This window comes from Salegentibacter profundi, assembly GCF_054121475.1.
In genome coordinates this window covers 102,337-128,538 of record NZ_JBSYGG010000006.1, presented here as the reverse complement: position 1 = coordinate 128,538, position 26,202 = coordinate 102,337, and the positions used below count along the sequence as shown (strand labels likewise).

At 38.9% G+C, this 26,202-nt stretch carries 21 protein-coding genes and 1 tRNA gene; 10 read left to right on the top strand and 12 right to left on the bottom strand.

Going from position 1 to position 26,202, the window contains the following annotated elements:
• The first annotated feature begins 10 nt into the window (after positions 1-10).
• From ACW6NC_RS10010 to ACW6NC_RS09990, 5 genes are all read left to right on the top strand, one after another.
• Positions 11-2,431, top strand: a complete 2,421-nt coding sequence (locus ACW6NC_RS10010) for an efflux RND transporter permease subunit (protein ID WP_457865694.1) — start codon at positions 11-13, stop codon at positions 2,429-2,431.
• Between the two features lie 92 nt (positions 2,432-2,523).
• Positions 2,524-3,966: an asparagine--tRNA ligase gene (gene asnS / locus ACW6NC_RS10005; RefSeq protein ID WP_457865692.1), complete on the top strand. Its 1,443-nt coding sequence runs from the start codon at positions 2,524-2,526 to the stop codon at positions 3,964-3,966.
• Between the two features lie 3 nt (positions 3,967-3,969).
• Positions 3,970-4,836: an RluA family pseudouridine synthase gene (locus tag ACW6NC_RS10000; protein WP_457865691.1), complete on the top strand. Its 867-nt coding sequence runs from the start codon at positions 3,970-3,972 to the stop codon at positions 4,834-4,836.
• 85 nt (positions 4,837-4,921) lie between these two features.
• A complete protein-coding gene (gene rpoN, locus ACW6NC_RS09995) occupies positions 4,922-6,379 on the top strand; it encodes an RNA polymerase factor sigma-54 (RefSeq protein WP_457865689.1) in 1,458 nt (485 codons plus the stop codon).
• On the top strand, positions 6,379-6,984 hold the full coding sequence (locus ACW6NC_RS09990; protein WP_457865687.1) for a hypothetical protein: 606 nt from the start codon (positions 6,379-6,381) through the stop codon (positions 6,982-6,984). Before rpoN ends, ACW6NC_RS09990 begins: the two co-directional genes overlap by 1 nt.
• Here the strand turns inward: ACW6NC_RS09990 and ACW6NC_RS09985 are convergent.
• The 9 genes from ACW6NC_RS09985 to ACW6NC_RS09945 all read right to left on the bottom strand — a co-directional run bounded on the left by ACW6NC_RS09985 (position 6,979) and on the right by ACW6NC_RS09945 (position 13,404).
• The gene (locus ACW6NC_RS09985; protein ID WP_457865685.1) at positions 6,979-7,704 is read right to left on the bottom strand and encodes a porin family protein; all 726 of its coding nucleotides are present in this window, start codon (positions 7,702-7,704) and stop codon (positions 6,979-6,981) included. The two genes, ACW6NC_RS09990 and ACW6NC_RS09985, sit on opposite strands and share 6 nt — an antisense overlap.
• Before the next feature lie 99 nt (positions 7,705-7,803).
• Positions 7,804-8,286: an ExbD/TolR family protein gene (locus ACW6NC_RS09980; RefSeq protein WP_457865684.1), complete on the bottom strand. Its 483-nt coding sequence runs from the start codon at positions 8,284-8,286 to the stop codon at positions 7,804-7,806.
• Positions 8,287-8,324: 38 nt separating this feature from the next.
• The gene (locus ACW6NC_RS09975) at positions 8,325-8,933 is read right to left on the bottom strand and encodes an ExbD/TolR family protein (protein WP_457865683.1); all 609 of its coding nucleotides are present in this window, start codon (positions 8,931-8,933) and stop codon (positions 8,325-8,327) included.
• A gap of 4 nt (positions 8,934-8,937) precedes the next feature.
• Positions 8,938-9,375 carry a hypothetical protein gene (locus ACW6NC_RS09970; protein WP_457865682.1) on the bottom strand — a complete coding sequence of 146 codons (438 nt, stop codon included), beginning with the start codon at positions 9,373-9,375 and terminating at the stop codon, positions 8,938-8,940.
• Positions 9,376-9,389: 14 nt separating this feature from the next.
• Positions 9,390-10,193 carry a MotA/TolQ/ExbB proton channel family protein gene (locus ACW6NC_RS09965; protein WP_457865681.1) on the bottom strand — a complete coding sequence of 268 codons (804 nt, stop codon included), beginning with the start codon at positions 10,191-10,193 and terminating at the stop codon, positions 9,390-9,392.
• Positions 10,194-10,271: 78 nt separating this feature from the next.
• Positions 10,272-10,359: transfer RNA gene (locus ACW6NC_RS09960), tRNA-Ser, on the bottom strand.
• A gap of 72 nt (positions 10,360-10,431) precedes the next feature.
• A complete protein-coding gene (locus ACW6NC_RS09955) occupies positions 10,432-11,460 on the bottom strand; it encodes an asparaginase (protein WP_457865680.1) in 1,029 nt (342 codons plus the stop codon).
• Positions 11,450-12,586: a 1-acyl-sn-glycerol-3-phosphate acyltransferase gene (locus ACW6NC_RS09950; RefSeq protein WP_457865679.1), complete on the bottom strand. Its 1,137-nt coding sequence runs from the start codon at positions 12,584-12,586 to the stop codon at positions 11,450-11,452. Before ACW6NC_RS09950 ends, ACW6NC_RS09955 begins: the two co-directional genes overlap by 11 nt.
• Before the next feature lie 50 nt (positions 12,587-12,636).
• Positions 12,637-13,404 carry a TatD family hydrolase gene (locus ACW6NC_RS09945; protein ID WP_457865677.1) on the bottom strand — a complete coding sequence of 256 codons (768 nt, stop codon included), beginning with the start codon at positions 13,402-13,404 and terminating at the stop codon, positions 12,637-12,639.
• Between the two features lie 51 nt (positions 13,405-13,455).
• On the opposite strand from ACW6NC_RS09945, the gene ACW6NC_RS09940 reads away from it, so the two are divergent.
• Positions 13,456-13,890: a retropepsin-like aspartic protease gene (locus ACW6NC_RS09940; RefSeq protein WP_457865675.1), complete on the top strand. Its 435-nt coding sequence runs from the start codon at positions 13,456-13,458 to the stop codon at positions 13,888-13,890.
• A 251-nt stretch (positions 13,891-14,141) separates the two neighbouring features.
• Here the strand turns inward: ACW6NC_RS09940 and odhB are convergent, their stop codons facing one another.
• From odhB to ACW6NC_RS09925, 3 genes are all read right to left on the bottom strand, one after another.
• Entirely contained in the window at positions 14,142-15,380 is a 1,239-nt protein-coding gene (gene odhB, locus ACW6NC_RS09935) for a 2-oxoglutarate dehydrogenase complex dihydrolipoyllysine-residue succinyltransferase (RefSeq protein ID WP_457865673.1), read from the bottom strand.
• A gap of 64 nt (positions 15,381-15,444) precedes the next feature.
• Positions 15,445-18,213: a 2-oxoglutarate dehydrogenase E1 component gene (locus ACW6NC_RS09930; protein ID WP_457865671.1), complete on the bottom strand. Its 2,769-nt coding sequence runs from the start codon at positions 18,211-18,213 to the stop codon at positions 15,445-15,447.
• Positions 18,214-18,408: 195 nt separating this feature from the next.
• A complete protein-coding gene (locus tag ACW6NC_RS09925) occupies positions 18,409-19,383 on the bottom strand; it encodes a polyprenyl synthetase family protein (protein WP_457865670.1) in 975 nt (324 codons plus the stop codon).
• A gap of 138 nt (positions 19,384-19,521) precedes the next feature.
• Here ACW6NC_RS09925 and ACW6NC_RS09920 point away from each other — a divergent pair, with 138 nt between their 5' ends.
• The 4 genes from ACW6NC_RS09920 to ACW6NC_RS09905 are packed head-to-tail and all read left to right on the top strand — an operon-like array spanning position 19,522 to position 26,163.
• Complete coding sequence (locus ACW6NC_RS09920) at positions 19,522-20,139, top strand: TetR/AcrR family transcriptional regulator (RefSeq protein WP_457865668.1); 618 nt, start codon at positions 19,522-19,524, stop codon at positions 20,137-20,139.
• Positions 20,132-21,487: a TolC family protein gene (locus ACW6NC_RS09915; protein ID WP_457865666.1), complete on the top strand. Its 1,356-nt coding sequence runs from the start codon at positions 20,132-20,134 to the stop codon at positions 21,485-21,487. Before ACW6NC_RS09920 ends, ACW6NC_RS09915 begins: the two co-directional genes overlap by 8 nt.
• Positions 21,477-22,688, top strand: coding sequence for an efflux RND transporter periplasmic adaptor subunit (locus tag ACW6NC_RS09910; protein ID WP_457865665.1), 1,212 nt, complete (start codon positions 21,477-21,479; stop codon positions 22,686-22,688). Before ACW6NC_RS09915 ends, ACW6NC_RS09910 begins: the two co-directional genes overlap by 11 nt.
• Before the next feature lies 1 nt (position 22,689).
• Complete coding sequence (locus ACW6NC_RS09905; RefSeq protein ID WP_457865663.1) at positions 22,690-26,163, top strand: efflux RND transporter permease subunit; 3,474 nt, start codon at positions 22,690-22,692, stop codon at positions 26,161-26,163.
• Positions 26,164-26,202 lie beyond the last annotated feature (39 nt).

The following is a 26,202-nucleotide window of genomic DNA, read 5'->3' as shown; positions in this document are numbered from 1 at the left end:
AATCTCACCCATGTCCAAAATTTTCAGCTTTGGCTTCTGGAATTCTGTTGCAAGATTAATTCTTCGCAATAGAATTATTATAATATTCCTGGTATTGGCCGCCACTGCATTTCTGGCTACCCAATGGAAATACATGAAGTTTTCTTATACGGAAGCCAATTTATTGCCTGATGAACACCAGGCTAATTTAACTTATAATTCCTTTCTCGATACTTTTGGAGAAGAAGGCAATCTCGTGATTCTTGGGGTTAAGGATTCCTCATTGTTTACCCCTGAAAAGTTTCAGGCCTGGACAGCTCTTAACCAGGAGCTTGAAAATTACCCTGAGGTAGATCACGTGATCTCTATAAGCAATTTAAAAAAGCTAAAAAAGTTTAACGATCCGAACCGTTTTGAAATGGTTCCATTTATCGAAGAGGACAAACCCGATAAGGAAGAGCTCAATGCCTATGAGAACGAACTCTTCACTGCGCTTCCTTTTTATGAAAATCTCGTTTACAGTTCGCATTCTAACACCATTCAGTCTGCCCTTTATATAAATAAGGAAATAGTTAATTCGGTAGAAAGGAAAGATTTTGTTCTGAAAAAATTAAGGCCTCTTATTAGGGAGTTTGAGGAAATGCACGGCATTGACGTTAAAGTTTCCGGAATGCCTTATATCCGTACCCTTAACTCCCAAAATATAATTGATGAAATTGGACTTTTTATTCTTGCTGCCCTAAGTGTAACGTCCCTGATTTTCTTTTTCTTCTTTCGGTCGGTACGGGCTACAGTAATTTCAATGATAACCGTATGTATCGGGGTAATGTGGGCTTTTGGCGTGATTGGATTACTACATTATGAGATCACGGTACTTACCGCTTTAATTCCACCACTTATTATAGTAATAGGAATTCCCAATTGTATCTTCTTGATCAATAAATATCAACAGGAAATAAAAAAACACGGTAATCAGGCCAAATCACTACAAAGGGTAATTACAAAAGTGGGGAATGCCACCCTAATGACCAATGTGACTACTGCCTCTGGATTTGCAACTTTCATCCTCACTGACAGCACCTTGCTTAAGGAATTTGGTTTAGTGGCTTCCATAAATATTTTGGCAATTTTTGTGCTAAGTCTTCTTATTATTCCCATTATCTATAGCTATATGTCCATTCCGAAAGACAAACATCTAAAACACCTTAACAAAAGGTGGATAGGAGGGTTTGTGGACTGGATGGAACGGATGGTGCGCCATCACAGGATTGCAATATATATCATTTCAGTTTTTTTACTGGTATTTAGTATTATCGGCATTTACACTATTAAGATTTCGGGGAGTCTTCTGGAGGACATGCCTCAGGAGGCCACTTTTTTCCAGGATATTAAATTTTTCGAAGAAGAATTCGATGGAGTAATGCCCCTGGAAATTCTTGTTGATACAAAGCGTCCTAAAGGAGTATTGAAACTTTCCACTTTGAAACGACTAGAACGCCTGGAAGAGGAAATCACCGATGTCCCTGAACTGTCCAAACCCCTTTCCGTAGTAAGATTGGTGAAATACAGCAAACAGGCATATTATAACGGCAATCCTAAATACTTTCAACTTCCCACATCGCAGGAACAAAATTTCATTATGCCTTATACCAAGGGTATGTCCTCGGGAGCAGAACTTTTGAATTCCTATGTGGATTCAACCGGTCAGTATGCCAGAATTACAACCTATATGAAAGATATTGGAACCGACAAGATGGAACGGATTGAAGAGAATCTTTGGCCTGAAATCAATAAAATATTCCCCGAGGAACGATATGATGTTTCCCTGACAGGAAAAGCACTCATTTTTCAAAAAGGAACAAATTACCTGGTCAAAAACCTGGTTATTTCTTTGTCCCTGGCCATATTGCTTATTGCCCTTTTTATGGCATGGCTATTTAGATCATTTAGGATGATATTAATCTCTCTGGTTCCTAATTTACTGCCATTACTGGTAACGGCAGGCATGATGGGTTTCTTAGGTATCCCTATAAAACCTTCTACCATTCTTGTTTTTAGTATTGCTTTTGGAATATCGGTAGATGATACCATACATTTCTTAGCAAAATACAGACAGGAACTCAAGGCCAATAATTGGAAAATTAAGCGGTCGGTTTATGCCGCATTGAAAGAAACCGGAGTAAGTATGTTTTATACCTCTATTGTTCTTTTCTTTGGGTTTTCAGTCTTTATGATCAGTAGCTATGGTGGGACAGTAGCTCTAGGCGGTCTGGTTTCTGCAACTTTACTTTTTGCTATGCTTTCTAATTTATTATTGTTGCCTTCACTGTTATTGTCTCTGGAACGAAGTATAGCCAATAAGGAGGTAATGAAGGAACCCGCAATGAACATCATTGAAAGCGAAGAGGATGAACAGGAGATCATAAATGAAGAGAAGAATCACTCCAAATAAAATTATTAAGTCGAATAGCTTTCAAAATAAAGCGCTTACTTGCTAAGCATAAACGGAAAAATTATCTTTGTTTCTTTCTAAATCTAACATAAATGATACAAGCAAAAATTGCTGAAATATTAGCCAGCAATCAGTTTTTACAGGAATTTGAAGTAAAAGGTTGGGTACGCTCATTCAGAAGCAATCGTTTTATCGCGATGAATGATGGTTCAACTATCAACAACCTACAATGTGTTGTAGATTTCGAAAATTTCAATGAGGATCTCTTAAAAAGGGTTAGTGTAGGAGCATCTATTCGAGTTCTTGGTACACTTATAGAAAGTAAAGGCAGCCAACAACGTGTGGAAATAGAGGTAAAGGAATTGGAAGTACTGGGAGATGCCAACCCGGAAGATGTAAAGCTAACCATCCTTTCACCCAAACGTCACAGCCTCGAAAAACTTCGCGAACAAGCACATTTAAGGGTACGGACTAATACATTTGGTGCCGTAATGCGTGTACGTTCTAAATTATCATTTGCCGTACATAGTTATTTTCAGCAAAATAATTTCCATTATGTAAATACACCTATAATAACCGGTAGTGATGCAGAAGGAGCCGGTGAAATGTTTAAGGTGACTGCCTTTGATTTAAAAAATCCACCTAAAGAAGAGGATGGCAATATTGATTTTAAAAAAGATTTCTTTGGAAAAGAAACGAACTTAACAGTTTCAGGACAGTTGGAAGCAGAGACCTATGCCCTTGGACTAGGCCAGGTTTATACCTTTGGACCGACATTTCGAGCAGAAAATTCCAATACCTCAAGACACCTGGCGGAATTCTGGATGATAGAACCTGAAGTGGCTTTCTGTGATTTGGATGGGAATATGGATTTAGCTGAAGATTTTATCAAATATGTGCTGAAATATATTCTTGAGAATTGCAAAGATGATCTGGAATTTCTAGAGCAAAGGCTTCAAAATGAAGACAAAACCAAACCTCAGAAAGAACGAAGTGAAATGACCCTGCTGGAAAAACTTCATTTTGTTCTCGATAATAACTTTAAAAGAGTAAGCTATACCGAGGCCATTGAGATCCTGAAAAACAGTAAGCCTAATAAAAAGAAAAAATTTAATTATGTTATTGAGGATTGGGGTGCCGATCTTCAGAGCGAACACGAACGCTACCTGGTTGAAAAACATTTTAAGTGTCCCGTGATCTTGTTTGATTATCCGGCAAATATCAAGGCATTTTATATGCGTCTTAATGAGGACGGAAAAACCGTGAGAGCTATGGATATTCTCTTCCCCGGAATCGGGGAGATCGTTGGTGGCTCACAAAGGGAAGAACGTCTCGAGGTATTGAAAAACAAAATGAAAGAACTCGACATAGACGAGGATGAACTTTGGTGGTATCTGGATACCAGAAAGTTTGGGACCTGCGTCCATAGCGGTTTCGGTCTTGGATTTGAACGTTTAGTGCAGTTTGTTACTGGCATGGGCAACATCAGAGATGTAATTCCTTTCCCGAGAACCCCGCAAAACGCTGAATTTTAATATTTGAAACTCATTGAAACTCATATAGTTCCTGCAGGCGTAAAAGATATTCGGCTGCAGGAATATGCGGTTTCCATCTTCCAGACTGCCCCCACCAAAAGCAGCATTAAAAAGGCCATTAAACGTGGCGAAATAAAAATTGACTGCGAGCCTGCCAATACCGGAGATTGGATTAAGGAAGGGCAAAAAATAGAACTCTTTAAACAGGAAGTCCCACAAAAAATTTTCAGTCTAAAGCTGGAAGTGCATTTTGAAGATGATCATATCGCCGTGGTAAATAAACCGCCAGGCTATCCAACTAGCGGTAACTATTTTAAGACCATTGCCAATGCGCTACCTTTTAATTTAAAACCCTCAAAAATTGCAACGGCTCTTCCTACGCCACAACCGGCTCACAGGCTGGACAATCCCACTTCAGGTTTACTACTAATCGCAAAAACCGGGAATAGCCTTCGTAAGCTTCAGAAAGATTTTGAAGAGAAGAAGATTCAGAAAACCTATACGGCTTTAGTGGAAGGAAAATTTCCGGAGAAAAAAGATCTTCATTTTAAAATAGAAGGTAAAGGATCGCAAACAGAGATTTCATTAATAAAAAGCTTTCAGATCAAGGGAAAATATTTTTCTATAGTTTCTGCTAGTCCAAAGACAGGAAGAACTCACCAGATCAGGATTCATCTAATGAAAGCAGGGTTTCCTCTCGTAGGGGATAAATTGTATGGCAATGAAATTAGGGCGTTTAAACCCGATGGATTATTCCTAGTTGCCAGCAGCCTGGAATTTCAACATCCCGTAACGTGCCAATGGTTAAATATTGTAGCTCCACTTCCCAAAAAATTCATAAATATCGAAGGATTAAGTAGACTTACTTAACAAAATTTTACCACAATCATTTACTATGCCAAACCCCAGTGTTGGCTTGTTTTGCTTATTTTTGTACTAAGGCAAAATTATGATTATGCTCAAACAACAATTAAACCTAAAACTCTCACAGAAGCTCTCTCCTCAGCAAATACAACTGATGAAGCTTATACAGCTTCCCACCCAGGCTTTTGAACAAAGGGTAAAGGAAGAATTGGAGGAAAACCCTGCCCTGGAAGATGGCAAAATAGAAAATGAAGATGAATATGAAGAAGATTTTTCGACTGAAAATGAGGAAGACTACGACAATGATACTATTGAAACAGAAATTGATGTAGATGAATACCTTAGTGATGATGAAATCCCTAATTACAGACTTCAGGCAAACAATTACAGTGCAGATGATGATGAGAAAAGTGTGCCCTATGCCTCGGGAACATCATTTACACAATATTTAAAAACCCAATTATCCACTTTAAGATTCAACGATAATGAAGAAGAGATCGCAGATTTTCTTGTAGGAAGTATAGATGAAAGTGGTTATCTCAGGAGAGAATTACAAGATGTGGTTGATGATCTTGCTTTTACTCAAAACATCTACACCGATGAACAAACTATTGAAAATGTGCTCAAAAAAGTCCAGGCTCTGGATCCTGCCGGAGTTGGCGCCCGATCATTACAGGAATGTTTGTTACTTCAATTAGACAGACGCGAACCTACTAAGGCCGTTCAGCTTGCAACCGATATCCTGAAAAGATCCTTTGATCTCTTTAGCAAAAAGCATTATACGAAACTCCTTTCCCGACATGACATAAGCGAGGACGAATTAAGAGAAGCCATCGACGTTATCGAGCATTTGAACCCCAAACCCGGAGGTTCTTATTCAGGGAATACCAGAATAGTGGAACATGTTATTCCCGATTTTACCATTAAAATTGTTGATGGAGACCTAGAATTAACATTGAACGGAAGAAACGCACCTCAAATGCATGTTTCCCGGGATTACAGTGATATGCTTAAAGGGTATAAAGAATCGAAAGAAAAGACCAAGGACCAGAAAGATGCGGTGATGTTCATCAAGCAGAAACTGGATTCAGCAAAATGGTTTATTGAAGCCATTAAACAACGCCAGCAAACCCTTATGGTCACAATGAGTGCTATAATGAACTATCAGAAGGAGTATTTCCTAACTGGGGATGAACGTAATCTCCGACCAATGATTCTTAAGGATATCGCCGATGAAATTGGTATGGATGTTTCTACAGTTTCCAGGGTAGCTAATAGTAAATATGTAGATACCCCTTATGGGACAAAACTTATAAAAGAGTTTTTTTCTGAATCGATGAAGAATGACCAAGGTGAAGATGTCTCGACTCGAGAGATAAAAAAGATCCTTGAAATGTCAATAGAAGAAGAAAATAAGAAAAAACCATTAACGGATGAGAAACTAGCTAAAGTATTAAAGGATAAAGGTTATCCTATCGCCCGTCGCACGGTAGCTAAATACAGGGAACAACTCGATATTCCGGTGGCACGTTTACGAAAGGAAATTTAATGAATTTTCTATTAAAAAGTGCGTCCTATATTTTTCATCCTATATGGATGCCACTGGGAGGAAGCCTATTTTACTTCTTAATTACCCCTCGATTTTTTCCTTTGGGGGTGATTCAGGCTAAATTACTAGCCATTGCTATTCTCACCATTTTTATCCCAATCGTCTTTTATTTCTTACTTCGTAATCTGGGAAAGGTAGGAGGAATCTTCATGCAGCAAACAAAAGAACGGAAATGGCCTCTTTTTTTCTTTATCCTATTGCTTTTAATGATACTAAACCAGATTCTAAATGCATACAATTATCCTGCCCTATTCTACTATTTTGCCGGGATATTGGCTTCAGCAGTAGTAGCATATCTTTGTACCATTTTCAAAATAAAAATAAGCCTCCATATGATGGGACTGGCTGGCCTTATCATGTTCCTGGCAGGCATTAGTATTCATTACCGTATAAACCTTGTTTATAGCATCCTTTTTTTAATTCTGGCGATCGGATTAACTGGTTCCTCCCGACTATATTACAAGGCTCATACTCCGGCAGAACTATTACTCGGAGTTCTGACAGGATTTTTGCCTCAATTAATTCTATGGAGATTCTGGCTATAGGATGTAAAACATAAGGCCTATACGAACCAGATGCATCCCAATTTCAGAATTATCCACCTTAGCATCGCTAAAGAGAGGATTGAGACTGTAATAAAAATGAAAATTAAAAGTATTATAGCCAAAGGTAAGGTTGGCCCCCAACCTGAATCGATTTAATTCGGGAAGGTCATATTGTACGACCTGGTTACCCGGTTGGACAAAGTTCGACTTGAATTTATAGATATAACCAAATTTTAGTCCTGTATAAACCCGCCAGAATTTATAACTCTCAGCCGAAGAAGTACGCCAACGAAATTCAATAGGGGCTTCTATAAGTTGAGTGGTAAATCGGTTTGTGTCGTAATCAAAGTTTCTGTCTAGGCTTCTAAAAATGCTTTCCCCATTTCCAGTTTGACCGATAAATAAATTATGTCCGAAACTATTTAGTGACCAGCCTAAACCTGCCCCCAAAGAAATATCTCTTTCTTTATTAATGGGGAAATCTCGTATAAAACCAAGGTGCAGTCCCCCGGAAAAACTCGATTGGGAAATAGTGGAAGGCTTTTGATCAATTAGGTTAAAAGTTAGCCCAATATAAAACTGATCCTCACGATATAAACTATCAATGACTGACGGAACGGAATCCGGGATTTTTTTTGTTTGATCCTGTTCATCTATCTGACCAGTGAGCATTGAGGGCATCAAAAGAAAAAGAAAGAAAAAAAGCCTAAACCAATCCATCTGATTGAATAATTAAGTATTAAATATAAAAAAACATCCTGCCAAAATTTAATTAAGGCAGGATGTTTTTACAGTTTTGAAAAGATCAAAGGCTTTGCGTTATTCCATGTTTCTTAAAGCATCGCCTTGTAATGTGGTATAATTAATTTTAAGCGCTTCGGCTTTTCTTAATTCCTGTTTGATATCTGAAACCAATCCCATATTTGTTTCTTCATCCACCTTTAAGGCGGTAGTTAAATAGGGAATCAATTCTTCACGTTTAGTTTCTCTTTCAGAGAAAATAAACTGTTGAACTTCACTTACATCCGCAAACTTATCATTTAACTGGATTCTGGCTTCAGTTCCAAAACGTTGTTGATAACGCGGACTTGGTTTTCCTGCATAGATATACATCACCAAATCCTTTTTATCAAGTTTTTCAACCTGATCAGCATATGGCAATTTGTTCTGCACCATCAATGTGTTCTGGCGCATTACGGTTACCACCATAAAGAAGAACAGTAACATAAACACAATATCCGGCAGGGATGCTGTACTAATAGCAGGTTGTCCTTCGTTTGTTTTCTTTTTGAATTTAGACATAATTAAGTCTCAAATTTTAAGTTTTGTTTGTAAGCCTGTTAACTTGTTGGCTCTGCTTCAGAAAGTTTTTGAGGTATCATGTCTTTAATAACCTCAATTTGTTCTTTCAGTTTATCCTTATTCCCGGTGTAGTTAGGATCATTATATTCCTTTTCCATCTGGGTATAGGATTTTCCATACATACGTTCAGCTTCTCTATCTCTCAATTGGTTGTAAGCCGCTACCAGTTCATTTTGAACAGCGATATAGGTTCCGTATTCGGTACCTCGGTTATTAACCAATGAAATAATAGCCTTCTGTGGATTCACAGATGAAGATGGATCCCCAGGGCCCTGACAGAAATCACAAGCCTCTTCACCAGTACCTCCTCCATTATCTAAAAATTCGAAGGCTGCCTCACGCAATTCTTCAATCTCCATAAACTCATCTTCAACAAGCAACTCGTTATTACGATTAACAAGTACAGTGAAAATGTTTCTCTGCTTAATTACCGGCGGCTCCTGCTCTTCTGGCTGCCACGGGGGTAGTTTCCTACTAATCCCGCTATCTGTCTCAATGGTTGTGGTTACCAAAAAGAAGATTAGAAGCAAGAAAGCAATATCGGCCATCGAGCCGGCATTAACTTCTGGTGCTGATCTTCTTGCCATATTATTACTTCATTAATTTTTTAATTCCAGAGAAAATCATTGCTAAAATTGCAATTCCTGCAAGGATATAGAATGTTACTAATCCTGCACTTATCCAATGCGCTCCACTGGCTGAAAGAATACTTCCGTCTTTTAGAGTCATCTGCGAACCTTCCGTTAACACATAGGCAATCACGATAACTGCCAAAAATGCGCCCAGAGAAATAAGTGTATTTTTAATATTTCCTTTAAAAAGGCCTTTTAGTACAAAGATGGCTACCAGTACTAACACAATGGCCAATACCAGATAAGCTACCCACATAAACGGATCAAGAAGGCTGTTCTGCAGATCGGCTGAGGCCTCGATAGCATCATCGTTTTCGGCCAAGATCCTTCCGAGCAGGACAAGACCTATAACACCAATAACGAGCGCTATATATTTTAATATTTTATGTAAAGTCATAATTTAATCTGGTCTTAGATTCTTTTTTTGTTTTTGTAAGCTACTAGCATATCGATAAGGGTAATAGAAGCATCTTCCATATCGTTTACGATGCTATCGATCTTAGCGATTATATAGTTGTAAAAGATTTGAAGGATAATGGCCACGATCAAACCAAATACGGTAGTAAGTAAGGCCACCTTAATACCTCCAGCAACAAGTGATGGTTGCATATCTCCAGCAGCTTCAATTCTATCAAAGGCAGTAATCATACCAATTACAGTTCCCATGAAACCAAGCATAGGAGCAATGGCGATAAATAAAGATACCCAGGACACATTTTTCTCCAATTGACCCATTTGCACACCACCGTAAGCGACTACCGCTTTCTCTGCAGCTTCAATGCTTTCGTCTGCTCGATCAAGTCCCTGGTAATATATTGAGGCAACAGGTCCTTTTGTGTTTCGGCATACTTCTTTAGCAGCATCAACTCCACCACTATTTAATGCATCTTCAACATCCTGAGCCAGTTTTCTGGTGTTGGTCGTGGAAAGATTTAAAAAGATAATTCTCTCAATGGCAACAGCCAAACCAAGAATTAAACACAAAAGAACGATCCCCATAAAAGCTGGACCACCTTCTATAAAACGTTTTTTAAGTTCCTGGTGAAAACCAAGGCTTTCTTCCTCTACCTCGTCAGCGGCAGCTGCAGCCTCATCATCCTGTACAAAATTTACGATTGTCTCAGGTAATGTATTCACATTATTGGCCGCATTCAGGTTTCCGGCTCCTAGCACCATCACCGCGGCGATTACCAAAATAGAAAATAATCTTTTCATTGCTGTTTGTCTTAATTTAATTAGTTAAAGGGTTAAAGATATAAAAATAAAATTTTAATAAAAATATTATAAATTTAGCAGAGAGGAAGGGATTCGAACCCTCGATACGCTTTTGGCGTATACACACTTTCCAGGCGTGCGCCTTCGACCACTCGGCCACCTCTCTTTTTTAACGTTTTCTAAACGGTGCGCCAAATAACAAAAAAAAATAAACTCAATCAAGTTGTTGGCGTTAATTTTATGACATTTCCCCTCGCAGAGAGGTTTCAAAGATAGTTTTAAAAACTTCAGGGCTTAAATCTTTTCCTAACAAATACATTAATTTGGCTACAGCCGCTTCGGTGGTGATATCATTTCCGGAGACCACCCCTATCTGTTTTAACTTAACACTGGTTTCATATTGCCCCATATTTACACTTCCAGCTATACACTGGGTCACATTAACTACACACAAACCCTGAGCAATTTTTTCCTTTAATATATCAATAAACCATGGAGCGCTGGGAGCATTCCCACTTCCATAGGTTTCCAGCACAACACCTCTTAAATTATCTTTAGATAAAATATGCCTTATGGTGCTTTCACTAATTCCAGGGAATATTTTCAGAATTAACACATCGTCATTAAAATTAGTATGAAGCTTTGTGGGCTGTTTCCTGTTAGGCTTCCATAGCGCATTGTAATTTACCGATAGATAAACCCCAGATTCCGCCAATGGCGGATGATTCATTGAAGCAAAAGCCTGGAAATGTTCAGCATTTATTTTAGTACTCCGGTTGGCACGGTAGAGTTTATACTCAAAATATAATCCCACCTCACTTATGACTGGCCGATCATTTTTCTGAAGTCCTGCGATCTGAATACTGGTTATGAGATTTTCTTTGGCATCGGTCCTTAGGTCTCCTATGGGAAGCTGGGATCCGGTAAAAATAACAGGCTTGGTCAGGTTTTCAAACATAAAACTTAAAGCTGAGGCGGTATAAGCCATAGTATCGCTGCCATGGAGAATCACAAAACCATCGTATCTCTCAAAATTAGAGTTGATCGTACTGGCGATTTGCATCCAGCATTCGGGATCCATATTTGAGGAATCTATTGGCTCCTCAAAACTTAAAGTCTCGATATTATGTTCAAGTATCTTTAACTCAGGAATATTCTGAAGCAATTCATCAAAGTTAAAAGCCTTCAAAGCCCCGGTATCGTAATCTTTAATCATACCTATAGTACCACCGGTATAAATAAGGAGAATATTAGCCTTATTCTTCATTAAGCGCTTCTTTATTGATTACCGGGTTGGCATACATTAACAGGTAACTATTTACCTCGAGGGCATTTTTCATATCTATCCTCCGAGAGATTCTTCGTTCAAACTGTCGTTTCTCCTTTTCTGAATATTTATCAGAATATCTATTGGAGTTATTCAAAAGATCAAAAGCAATAAAATTGGAAGGCCAGAGCTTATAATTTCTATAAATCGCCTCATCAATTTTAGTGGCAACAATCTTCAGTTGCTCGTTTACCGAAACAGCGTTTTCCTCAATACCATTAAGAACCTCCTCTCCTAATATGTCCCCTGCACTAATATGGATACGACCTTTATTGCCTAAGGCTCCCTGCATAATACTAATAAAATCTTCATTAGCCGATTTCACATATGTTTCCTGCATATGTTTAGCCATGATTTCTGGCATTTTTAACCTATCAGTGGGATCAAATTCGTACGAAATTGCTACTGGAACTATTTTAAGTTTCTTAAGATATTCGATTAGACTAAGGTCTCCTTTGGCCATAGCGATCATTTTTAAAACTCCCTGTTGGGTATGGTCACTGCCGTCCTTGGTCCGCCCTTCTCGTTGTGCCATCCACACCGAGCGCCCTTCATTAAGTAGAAGGTGTTTAATATAATTAGATAGATTTTGTGAACTTTTCAGCATTTCCCTGGGACCTAAACCTCGTTTAACTAAAAAGTTTCTGTTAAGACGAGAAAGCAACATCAGAAATGGTTTTTGCACCAGATTATCCCCTATGGCTGAAGCCGTCATTACCAGGTCATTCTCATATAAGGTACTATTCAGAAGTGAGGTATCTAATACAATATCCCGATGATTGGAAATATAAAAATAAGACTCATTTTTATTGAGTTTCTCGAAACCTGAATAAGACAAACCTTCAGTACTTCGCTCCAGAACTTTTTGCACTGAATGGTAAATCACTCTGGTTTGAAACTCCCTGATAGAGGTACAGCCAAGGGTAATCTTTTCAATTTCAGCAAAATCTTTTTCAGGAAAAGTGAACTGTAGCAGCGCCTTTATCATTGGATGCTTTATATTTTCCTTTAAGGCTGGTTGAACCTCATCGTCATGGTAAAATCTTATATCTTCAAATTCCTTCACAAAAAGTCTTGTTTTCTTAGCAAATGAACAAATTTAAAATTTATTACCCCTTAAATCTTAAAAATATCTTTAGAACTCTTAGTGGTCATTGCTGCCACTTCTTCAAGTGGAAGTTCGTAAATTTCTGCCACTTTTTCCGCTACCTTTTTTAAATATACAGGTTTATTACGTTTCCCCCTATAGGGTACTGGTGCCAGGTAAGGCCCATCGGTCTCTAAAACAATATCCTCTATAGAAATTTGGTTTAAAAATTTATCAATTTTACCATTTTTAAAAGTAACCACCCCTCCTATTCCGAGTTTCATATTATAGGATAAAGCTTGTTGGGCCTGCTCAAAGTTTCCGGTAAAACAGTGGAAAATCCCAAACAGGTCATCACTTTGTTCACTCTCCAGTACCTCAAAAATTTCATCAAATGCCTCACGACAATGAATCACTATAGGTAATTTATATTTTTTTGCCAGCTGAATCTGTTTTCTAAAGGCCAGTCTCTGATTTTTCAATGTGCTTTTATCCCAATACAAATCAATTCCTATTTCCCCAATGGCCACAAATTGCCTTTCCAACAACTGATGCTCAACCTTTAGGAGCTCCTCCTCAAAATTATCCTTGACATGGGTTGGGTGTAAACCGGCCATTAAAAAAACATGCTCCGGGTAATGTTTCTCCAATTCATACATGGCCGGAACATACGTTGAATCTATTGCAGGCAGAAAAAATCTTCTGATATCATTTTTTATAGCTTCATCAATAATAGCCTTTTGATCTTCCTGAAAAGCTTCGCTATATAAATGTATATGGGTATCGGTTAAAATCATAAATGTAAAATTAATTTATTTTGAAGACCTATCTTTGTCAAAAAACAAAGAATGTCATTTAAGAAATTGCTAAAAGAGAAAGGTTATAAGCGCATTAAATTAAAAATAACCAAAACCAATCACCTGGAATTGGTGGCGAAAATAAACAATATTGAAGGAAATTTTATTCTGGATACCGGTGCTTCCAGCACCTGTGTAGGGATGGAGGCTGTGGCACATTTTCAGCTTCTTGCCCAAGAGAGCGATATCAAAGCTGCAGGAGCAGGAGCCACAAATATGCTCACCCAAATTGCACAGAAAAACAAATTAGAAATAAAAGGATGGAAAAAAAAGAAGGTGGATTTGGTACTTTTTGATCTGCGCCATGTTAATGAGGCTCTTATCAATCATGAAGCGGAAAAAGTCCATGGTATAATTGGAGCGGATATTTTAAGAAAAGGAAAAGCAATTATAGATTACAAAAATAAATCTTTGTATCTCAAATAATTTTAGGGGATTTTTCCCCTTGTCACCACGCATCCTATAATCTAAATTTGGGTTCCTAATGTTAGATGATGCCTGTTTTGTTTAAAAATAAGACCCTTTCTATAGTAATTTTTATCATCCTTGCCATAGCAATCATAGGGGTTTTATCTCTTAACATCGCATCCCTCGTTTTATTTTAATTTGTTATTGGACTAAGAAAAGGAGGCCTTTGGACCTCCTTTTTTTATTTAATTACAACGAAAAGACATCATCTAAAGCTCCAAAGCCCGCTTTGTGTCATTATCCATCAATAGTTCTTCAGGATTTTCAAGAGCTTCTTTTATAGCTACCAGAAAACCAACGGACTCTTTACCATCTATAATTCTATGATCATAGGATAATGCCACGTACATAACCGGCCGGATCTCTACATGGCCATCTACAGCAACTGGACGTTCTACTATATTATGCATCCCCAGAATAGCACTTTGAGGAGGGTTAATTATGGGAGTGGAAAGCATGGAACCAAAAACACCTCCATTGGTTATGGTAAAAGTTCCCCCGGTCATTTCATCAACCGTGATTTCGCCATCCCTTGCACGCGTGGCCAGACGCTTCACTTCTTCTTCTACCCCTCTGAAACTCAAGTTTTCAGCATTCCTTATTACCGGAACCATTAGGCCTTTTGGTCCTGACACGGCAATACTAATATCTTTAAAGTCATATTTTACCTGATAATCACCATCTACCATCGAGTTCACATCGGGAAACATATCCAAAGCTCTTACAACAGCCAAAGTAAAGAAGGACATAAATCCAAGGCTCACACCATGTTTATTTTTAAACTCTTCTTTATATTTTTTTCGAAGTGAGAAAATAGGAGACATATCAACCTCATTGAAAGTAGTGAGCATCGCTGTTTCATTCTTAGCCGAAACCAGACGTTGAGCTACTTTTCGTCTAAGCATAGACATCTTTTTACGAGATTCACCTCTTTTTCCAGTACCAGGAGTTCCCATAGAAGCTTTTGCCTGAACAGCATCTTCTTTTGTCACTCGCCCGTCTTTTCCACTTCCTTTTACGGATTTTGCCTCAATCCCCTTCTCATCAAGAATTTTCTTAGCCGCTGGAGAAGGACTACCTGTAGCATAGGTTTCCTTAGAAGATTCTTTAGGCTCCTCTGCTTTCTCTTTTTCTTTAGGTTCCTCCTTTTCCGTGGCGGTTTCCTTTTGAGATTCATCCTCCTTTTTATCTTCGCCACCACCTGGTTTTGGAGCATCAGTATCAATCAAGCAAACCACTTCACCTACTGCTACGGCATCGCCTTCCTCGGCTTTAAGGGTAATTATTCCGCTAGCTTCTGCAGGTAATTCCAGAGTAGCTTTATCACTATCAACCTCGGCAACTGCCTGGTCTTTTTCAACGTAATCTCCGTCTTCAACAAGCCACTGGGCTATTTCTACTTCGGTTATCGATTCTCCCGGAGAAGGAACTTTCATTTCTAAGGCCATGTTCTTAATTTTTATTTTGATATCTCTAAAAAACAGAGATCTTTTTGAATATACTTCTTATTATTTAATCTTTTAAATCTTTATCAAATACACAAGCGATCACTTTTTCGTGACGCTTTTTAAATCTCACTGAACTCCCGGCCGCCGGTGATCCATAAAATTTTCTGCTACAAACACGGAAATTCTTTGCTTCATCAAAATGAAGCAATAAATGGCCATAGGCCCCCATATTCCTCGGTTCTTCCTGTGCCCAAACAATATCCTCGGCATTTTTATATTTTTTAAGCGATGCTTTCATCTCAGCAACAGGTAGAGGGAATAATTGTTCCAGCCTTACCAGGGCTACATCATCGCGGTTATTGGCTTCCCTAAATTCCAAAAGGTCATAATAGAATTTCCCAGTACAGAAAACAAGGGTCTTAACCTTCTCAACCTTGGCCCCTGGATCATCAAGAAATGGCTTGAAGCTACCTGTAGCAAATTCTTCTTTGGTAGAAATTACTTTTGGATGTCGTAACAAACTTTTCGGTGTAAAGATCACAAGGGGTTTTCTAAACCCAGCCTTCATCTGTCTTCTTAGAATATGAAACATATTGGCTGGAGTAGTTATATCGGCCACAAACATATTGTCTCGGGCACATAGCTGTAAAAAACGCTCCATCCTACCTGAGGAATGCTCTGCACCCTGTCCTTCATAGCCGTGTGGAAGAAACATGACTAATCCATTTTGCAACTTCCATTTATCTTCTGCCGCAGAGATGTACTGATCAATCATGATCTGTGCACCATTTACAAAATCTCCAAATTGAGCTTCCCAAATAGTAAGCGTTTTAGGACTGGTCATCGCATAACCATAATCAAAACCTACAACACCGTATTCAGATAAGAGAGAATTATATATAAATATATCCCCATCTCTTTCGGGAATATTATTATGAAGGATTATTTCTTCTTCGCTTTCTTCAACTTTTAAAACCGCATGCCGATGAGAGAAAGTACCTCTTTCGCTGTCTTGCCCGCTAAGACGAACATTATAACCTTCGGCCATTAAAGTACCATAAGCAAGATGTTCAGCCATAGACCAGTCAAGCTTATTATTGTCAAAATACATTTTCCTCCGCCCTTCAATAATCTTATTTATCTTTCGAAGAAATTTCTTACCCTCCGGCAGTTTTGATATGGTCTCGGCTACCTCATCAAGCCTCTTCATATCTACACTTGTATCAACCGGCTCCATCATTCCCTCTTGCCGTACTGACTCGAATCCTTCCCATTCATCATGCATAAAAGGAGTCACACGGGTAGTTTCCTCCTTTCTGGAGTCCTCCAGGTCCTCATCAAGCCTGGCTTTATATTCTTCTTCCAATTTTCCTACATAGTCATCTTCGATTACCCCTTCTTTCTTAAGTCTTTCTGCATAAATATCCCTTGGATTGCTATGCTTTGCAATGGCCTTATAAAGCTTAGGCTGAGTGAATCTGGGTTCGTCCCCTTCATTATGTCCATATTTCCTATATCCCAGCAGATCGATAAATACATCGCGGCCAAATTTCATCCTGAACTCAAGAGCAAACAATATTGAATGAACCACAGCCTCAGCATCATCGGCATTTACATGAAGAACAGGGGAAAGAGTGACCTTCGCCACATCGGTACAATATGTAGATGAACGACCATCTAAATAATTGGTGGTAAAGCCAATTTGATTATTGACCACAATATGAATAGTACCCCCGGTTTTATAACCGTCTAACTGAGCCATTTGAACTACTTCATAAACCACTCCCTGAGCAGAAATAGCAGCATCACCATGAACCAGAATAGGCAATACTTTACTGGAATCGCCTTGGTAACGTCTGTCTTGTTTAGCACGGGCAATTCCTTCCACCACAGGTCCTACGGTTTCAAGGTGAGATGGATTGGGAGCAATATTTATATTTATCCCCTTTCCTTTATCTGTAATACGGCAGGATGTCCATCCAAGGTGATACTTCACATCCCCATCAAAAATATCCTGCTCATAATCTTTTCCATCAAACTCACTGAAAATATCCTTAGCGCTTTTGCCGAAAATATTGGTTAGGGTATTTAGCCTCCCTCGATGGGCCATACCCATAACAAACTCTTGCACCCCTATCTCAGCTGCCTTTTCAATTAGTGCATCAAGAGCCGGAATAAGACTCTCCCCTCCTTCCAAAGAAAACCGTTTTTGACCCACATATTTAGTATGTAGAAAAGATTCAAAGGAAACAGCTTCATTGAGTTTCTTAAGGATTTGCTTCTTCTCCTCTGAGGAAAAAGAAGGATGATTTTCATTTACATTAAGTTTAGATTGAATCCAGGAAATTTCCTCTGGTTTTCTTATGTACATATATTCGATTCCTATGGAATCACAATAGACATTCTCCAAATGAGCAATGATTACTTTTAGGGTATTTGGTCCTATCCCCAAAACGTCTCCTGCATTGAACACGGTATCCAGATCTTGTTTCGAAAGATCAAAATTCTCAATATCCAAAGTTGGTGAATACTTTCGACGCTCCCTTACAGGATTGGTTTTTGTAAATAGATGACCCCGGGTTCTGTAACCATCTATTAACCGGATCACCCTGAATTCCTTGATCACGTGTTCGGGTATCTCCCCCTCTTTGAAGCTTACGGGGGCATCTTCCAGAATATCCGAAGCCACACCGTTTTGCTCCATTCCAAAATCAAAGCCTTGAAAAAAAGCCCTCCAACTGGGCTCTACACTATCGGGGTATTGAAGGTATTGGTCATAAAGTTCGGCGAAATATGCTGTATGTGCAGCATTTAGAAATGAGAATCTATCCATAAGTGGAAACTAATGTTTCTTTAAAATCATAAAAACAGGACAAAAATACAATTTTTAGAAAAAGGGCTAATAGAAAACCATATATTTATCTTATGCCTTATAAGAAATTTAACATAGTAAACCTGTGTATTATCAGGGTAATTTCAGTATTTAAAAATACTTTACATTTTTTTCAGAATTCTCTTGAAGCTTAACTCAGACTTGTCTTTCCATTAAGGTTTCTCCAAATTCACGCAAGGGTGCTTTTTTGTCTTCCTGCAAATCGATCTTCTCCAGAACCTTGAAGGCCTTTTGAGTATATTTTTCTATTTCGAACCGTGTGAGTTCAGCAGCTCCACTGCTTTCAAACAAGGCTTTAACTGCCTCTATCTTACCAGAATTCTCCACCGGACTTATGGAGTAAAGATGCTGGAGTTGTCTCGCCTCTCTTTTTCCTGAAGCTTCAAGAGCCTTTAAATAAAGGAATGTTTTTTTATTCTCAATGATATCACCTCCTGATTGCTTACCAAAGGTTTCAGGATTACCAAAGGCATCAAGGTAATCATCTTGCAGCTGAAAAGCAATTCCGAGTAACCTTCCATACTGATATATAGCTTCCTTACATTGGTTGGAGGCTCCTGCAATTATTGCCCCCATCTGAAGTGATGCGCCTACCAAGACAGCAGTTTTGTATTCTATCATTTTAAGATAATCTTCAATTTGCACATCTTCACGGGCCTCAAAATCCATATCATACTGTTGCCCCTCACAAACTTCCATTGCCGTTCTTGTAAATAATTGAGCTAATTCTTTAAAAATTTTATCCTCATAATTTTCAAATAACTGGTACGCATTGATCAACATCGCATCCCCTGAAAGGATACCGGTATTGATGTCCCACTTCTCATGAACGGTTTTCTTACCACGTCTTAATGGCGCGTCGTCCATTATATCGTCATGCACAAGAGAAAAATTGTGAAAGATTTCTATGGCCAGTGCAGCATCCAGAGCCTTACGGTAATCGCCCTCAAAGATCTCAGTGGCCATCAGCACCAATACTGGTCTTAATCGTTTCCCGCCTAAGTGCAGGATATAACGCATAGGCTCGTAAAGATTCCTTGGTTCTTTTACTTCAATTTTTGTCTCTAAATATTCCAAAAATTCTTCCCGGTACTTAGAAATGGACCTCATGTATCAATTTTTTGGCTAAAATACCATAATAGAATGTAATTCAAATTTCAAGCTCAAGTTAAATTAATCTAAAACTAAGGAAACTTTTCTTGTATATAAAGTTTCCAAAACTTACTTTTGCAGCCAAATTTTTAATCTGTGAGAGATAAGATTTTATACACCGCCGCCGAAATGTTCTTAAACCTCGGTTTTAAAAGTGTAACTATGGATGATATCGCCGGTGAAATGGCAATATCAAAAAAAACCATTTATGCTCATTTTGATACCAAAACCAAATTAGTGCAGGCTGTTACCAACCATTTGTTTGAAAGTATAAATCAGGGCATCAGGGATATCAGGGCCAAACATATGAACCCCATTGAAGAAATTTACGAGATAAAAAGCCTTTCAATGAAATACCTCAAAGACGAAAAGACCTCCCCTCAATATCAGCTTCAGAAGTATTATCCAAAGATATACCAAAGTATAAGTAGTAAGCAATATGAACTAGTTCAATGCTGTGTTATAGAAAATTTGGAATCCGGTATCACTTCGGGACATTACCGCAGCGATATCCCTATTTCTTTCATAAGTCGGATTCATTTTACCGGCATGATGGGCTTAAAGGATAAGGACCTCTTTCCTATCGAAGAGTACAGCAACGCCAAATTAATGGAATATTTTGTGGAATATCACATCCGGGCAATCTCTACCCCTAAAGGCCTTAAAGCACTACAAGAATTTTTAAACAAACGAAAAAACATAAATCATGCGTGAACTTCTTATGCTCATCTTTCTGGTTTCCGCAGGAATTCAAGCTCAGGAAATCGAAAACCAATATAGTTTCTCATTGGAAGAAGCTATCCGGTTCGGACTGGAAAACAATTATAGCTCTGTTAATGCCCAAAGAGATATTGACGTAGCTATTAAACAAAAATGGGAGATCATCGCGCAGGGGCTACCCCAGTTGAGCGCAGTTGCAGATTACCAGAATTACCTTAAACAACCTGTAACCCTTCTACCTGGTGAAATTGCCGGAGAAGAACCAGGTACGTTTGTTCCGGTAGTATTTGGAACCAAACACAACCTTAATGCTACAGCCACCTGGAACCAGCTTATTTTTGATGGCTCGTATATCGTAGGGGTCCAATCGGCTAAAACATTACTACAGATCTCCAAAAATGCTAAGACAAAAACCAACCACGAGGTTAAAAAAGCAATTATTAATGCCTATGGGAATGTACTTGTTGCAGAAGAAAGTGTAGAAATCCTGGAGAAGAACGTTATGAATGTTGAAAAAAATTACAATGAAACCAAGGAAATCTATAAAAATGGTCTTGCTGAGGAGGAAGATGTGGAACAACTAGAGATCACTCTACTTCGACTAAAAAACAATCTTAACCGTAGTCAAAGAATGCAAGATATTTCATACGACGTACTCAAGTTAAGTTTGGGCATCCCTGTAGAAACACCTGTGACCCTTACGGACAACCTTGATAAGCTGGCAATGGAATATTTTGACCTGGGCTTACTCGAAAAGCAAATCCCAGTTGAAGAAAATATCGATTACCGGATTGCTGAAAACCGGGCCCAATCTGCCGAGATTCAAGTTAAACTTGAAAAAACCAAAGCGCTTCCAAGCTTAAATGGATTCCTTAATTACGGAGTGCAGGGTTTTAACCAGGAATTCACCTTTTTTAATAGTGACCAGGAATACTTTGGGCAATCGATTTTAGGGGTCTCTTTAAACATACCTATATTTAGCAGCGGGATGCGAGGGGCACGTACCCAACAAAAGAAAATAGCCTATCAGCAGGCCATTCTGGAACTGGAAGAAACCCGAAATGATGTAATGAGAAAGATAAATTCGGCTAAGATCGAATATGAATATAGCCTCGAAAATTTCCAGACCCAAAAGAAAAACCTGGAACTCTCCGAGCGAATTGAAAGAAAAAATCAGATCAAATTTTTTGAAGGGGTTGGAAGTAGCTTTGAATTAAGTGAAGCACAGAGACAGCTATATACAGCCCAGCAGGATTACCTTCAGGCAATGCTCACTGTAATTAACAATAAAGCTGAGTTAGAAAATCTTCTCGACACCTCAAAATATCCTGATGAAAACTAAACTAAAAACCAGCAATCATACTACACCGATGAGAAAAATAGCAGTTCTATTAACGATAAGCTTTATCATCTTTTCCTGCGGAAAGAAAGAGGAACAATCCGTAGAAGAAATCATAAAAAGCGGCAACCTAACAGAGATAAAGCAGAAGAAAACTGAATTAGGCCAAAAGCAAAGTGAGTTAACAGCAGAAATAGACAAGTTGGATGAAGCCATTAATCAGCTTGATAAAAATAGAAAATTAGATCTGGTTACCACACAAGTTATTCAGGACACTTTGTTCCAACACTTTGCAGAGGTTCAGGGTGATGTTGCTACCGATGAAAACATTATAATTTACCCTGAATTTTCGGGTGTACTGACCGATATCAGAGTAAATGAAGGTCAAAATGTCAGAAAGGGTCAAACTCTGGCTATCATAGATGATGGTGGTCTTTCAAGTGAGCTTGCTCAACTTGAAACCCAGGAAGCTCTGGCTAAAACTACTTTTGAACGCCAAGCCAGATTATGGGAACAGAACATAGGCTCAGAAATGCAATATCTGGAAGCCAAAACTAATTATGAAGCTATCCAAAGATCGAAAGAACAATTAGAATCCCGCCTAGCCAAAACTGTAGTCACAGCACCATTTAATGGGGTTATTGATGAGGTCATTACCGATGAAGGTCAGGTGGTTAACCCCGGCCAGAGTCCGTTATTTCGACTGGTGAGCCTGGAAAATATGTATGTGGATGCTGCGGTACCCGAAAATTATCTCAACAATATTACAAAAGGCACCCAGGTAAAAATTAAAATTGGTTCAATAGGCCGGGAGTATGATGGTGAAGTGAGACAGGTAGGAAGCTATATTAACCCTAACAACCGAACCTTCAGGGTTCAGGTAGCCTTGCCTAACGAGGAGGGCCTGGTCAAACCAAACCAGATTGCTACTCTAAAACTTAACGATTATAGCGCAGAGGACGCCGTGGTCATTCCTGAAAATGCGGTTCAGCAAAATGCCTTGGGAGAAAATATTGTCTATATCCTGGAAAAAGATGCTGAAGATGGATCAGGGATCGCCCGTAAAAAGATTGTGAAAACCGGCTATGTGTATCAGGATGAGATAGAGATTACCGATGGTTTACAACCAGGCGAAATCCTTATTGTAGAAGGTGCTAAGAACCTACGCGAAGGTCAGGAAGTTAAAATAAGAAACGAGGAGTAAAATGAAATTAGATAAGGAATTTAAACTTTCTTCCTGGGCCATTGGCAATAAGATGACCGTTTACGTGATTATCGCGATAATTATGGTAGGCGGACTGATGTCATATTACAATATGCCACGTGAATCATTCCCGGAAGTCATAGAGACCAAAATTTATGTAAGTTCAGTTAATCCGGGCAACTCTGCCGAAGATGTAGAGAAATTTATTACAGAACCTCTGGAAGAGGAATTCAATAATATTGCAGGAGTAAAAGAAATTACCTCAAATACGCTTCAGGATTATTCCCTGGTAATCGTTGAGTTTGAAGAGGATGTCCTGGTGGATATTGCCAGGCAGAAAGTCAAAGATAAGGTAGACCTTGTAAAAGCAGAAACCACCTGGCCAACTCTGGATAACGGTGCAAAAGTAGAGCCCAATGTCTTTGATCTGAACCTTACCGAAGAAATGCCTATCCTTAATATTAACCTTACGGGAGATTATACCGTACAGCAGTTAAAGGATTATGCCGAATATCTTCGGGAACGAATAGAGCTTCTCCCACAAATTAAGGAGGCGGGAATTAGAGGAGCCGAAGAGATGGAAGTCGAAATCGCTGTTGATGTGTATAAAATGACGGCTTCCAAGGTAAGTTTTGATGATATAGTGAATTCAGTAAATGCTGAGAACAGGACTATTTCCGGTGGAAACATCATTACCAGCGGAGCACAGAAAAACATCAGGATCATAGGAGAAATTGAAGACCCCGACGAATTAAAGGATGTTGTGGTCAAACGTGATGGTGGTATTATATTCCTGAAAGATATTGCCCAAATCAATTTCAAAGAAAAGGACGCCACCACCTTCGCAAGGGAATATGGCCAACCCGTCGTGATGCTGGACATTAAAAAGCGCGCAGGGAAGAATATGATTGAGGCAGTAGAAGGCATTAAAGAGATTGTCAAAACCGAACAGGAGAATTACCTCCCCGAGAGTTTACACATAAGCCTGAGTAACGACCAGTCTACCCAGACCATCAACCAGGTGGATGATTTGGTTAACAACATAATTTTTGGAGTAATTCTCGTGGTTCTGGTACTTATGTTTTTTCTTGGTTTCCGGAACTCTTTGTTTGTGGGGATCGCCATCCCACTTTCTATGTTTCTTTCCTATATCATCCTTTCCAGCATGGGTTATACTCTTAATACCATGGTGCTATTTGCCCTGGTAATGGGACTGGGGATGTTGGTTGATAACGGAATTGTTGTGGTGGAGAATGTCTACTCTCTCATGGACCAGGGAATGTCACGAACTAAAGCCGCGAAACAAGGTTTGGGAGAGATTGCCTGGCCTATTATCGCTTCAACTGCTACTACCCTTGCAGCTTTCTTTCCTCTAGGATTATGGCCAGGTCTTGTAGGGAAATTCATGATGATTTTCCCTATCACTTTATCCATAGTATTAGGATCATCATTATTTGTAGCCTTGATAATCAATTCAATGCTTACCTCCCAATTTATGAAAACAGAGGAAAAATTATTTTCCAAAAAACGCTTGGTTCGGCTAAGTATAATTCTGGGAGTTACAGGTATTTTACTTCTTGTTCTAGGATTTCTATTTGAAGCAGGAGTACTAAGAGCTATAGGTAACATCCTGATCCTAGCAGTAATTTTGCTTTGGGCTTACAAATATTTTATTTCAAAAGCTGTAGATTTCTTTCAGATGAGAGCTCTCAAAAAAATGGAAAATTTTTACCAGAGAACACTTGTTTATGCCTTGCGTGGCAAAAAGGCCTATTTCTTTTTCTTCGGAACGCTGTTCCTGCTGTTCGTATCTTTTATTTTGATCGCCCTGGTACAACCTAAGGTCTTGTTTTTTCCCGAAAATGAACCCAAACAAATCATTACATATATTGAATATCCAGAAGGCACCGATATTCACAAAACCAACGAACTCACTAAAAAAATAGAGAAGCAAGTTTTTGATGTCATCAAAAAGTATGAAGATGAAGACGGCTATAATTTTATGGTCGAATCGGCTATCTCACAGGTAGGAGAAGGAGCAGGAAACCCTATGACCGATGGCGGGCAGCAAAATGAGATGCCTCATAAAGCCAAGATCACCCTCTCTATGAGGGAATTCAATGAAAGGCGTGGTGTAAAAAGTAGTAAGGTCTTAAGCGAGGTTCGTGATGCAGTACAAGGTTTTCCCGGAGCATCGGTTATTGTAGAAAAAGATCAGGCTGGTCCTCCTTCCGGTTACCCTATTAATATGGAACTAAAGGGAGAAGACTATCAGCAAATGCTTGCTGAAGCAGAAAATATGCGAGCATATATCCAGGGACTAAGTATCCCGGGAATAGAAAATCTCAAGATTGATGTCAACAAATCAAAATCTGAACTTGATGTAAAAGTGGATCGCAGAAAAGCCGGCCAGCTTGGTGTTTCAACTTCAGCAGTAGGACAAACACTTAGAAGAGCTATTTATGGTGAAGAGGTTTCTACCTATAAAGATGGCGATGACGATTATGAAGTTAATGTGCGCTTCATGGACGAATTCCGTTATAATGAAAATGCACTCTTCAATCAACCGGTAACCTTTATGGATCAGAATACCGGGGAAATAGTGCAGGTACCTATATCCTCTTTGGTTACCACCGAAAAAGCGTCCTCTTTCAGTTCCATTAAGAGGAAAGATTTAAAGCGAGTCATTACTTTATATTCCAATGTCCTCGAAGGTTATAATGGCAACGAGATTGTAGAACGCCTGAAAACCGAGTTAAAGAATTACGATCTTCCAAAGGAAATCTCTTTAGAATTTACCGGAGAACAAGAAGAACAGGAAGAAAATATGAGCTTTCTTCTAAAAGCACTACTTATAGCAATAGGTGGTATCCTTTTGATTCTGGTGGCACAATTCAATTCGATATCAAAACCAATTATTATCGTCATGGCGGTGATGTTGAGTTTAGTAGGTGTGTTTTTTGGTTTGATTATTTTCCAGATGGACTTCATTATTATTATGACAATGATGGGAATTATCTCGCTTGCGGGAATTGTGGTCAACAATGCTATCGTTCTTGTTGATTACACGCAGATCCTAATAGACCGAAAGAAGAATGAATTGGGATTAGAAAATGATCAGCTATTAACCCGGGAACAGTACTTCGACTGTATAGTAAGAGGTGGGATTTCTAGGTTAAGACCGGTGATTTTGACCGCTATTACCACTGTGTTAGGGCTAATCCCTTTAGCTGTAGGACTGAATATTGATTTCTTCAGCCTTTTTATTGACTATGATCCTAAAATCTATATCGGTGGAGATAATGTGATCTTCTGGGGGCCATTGGCCTGGACAGTTATATTCGGGCTTGTTTTCGCGACCTTCTTAACCCTTGTTATCGTACCAGTAATGTTCTACCTGGTAAATCGTGCAAAAGTTAAGACAGCGGATAAAATCGAAGCTCGAAAACAAGGCAAATTAGAGGCAAATGCTTAAATAAAAACCCCGAAGAACAACTTCGGGGTTTTTATTAAC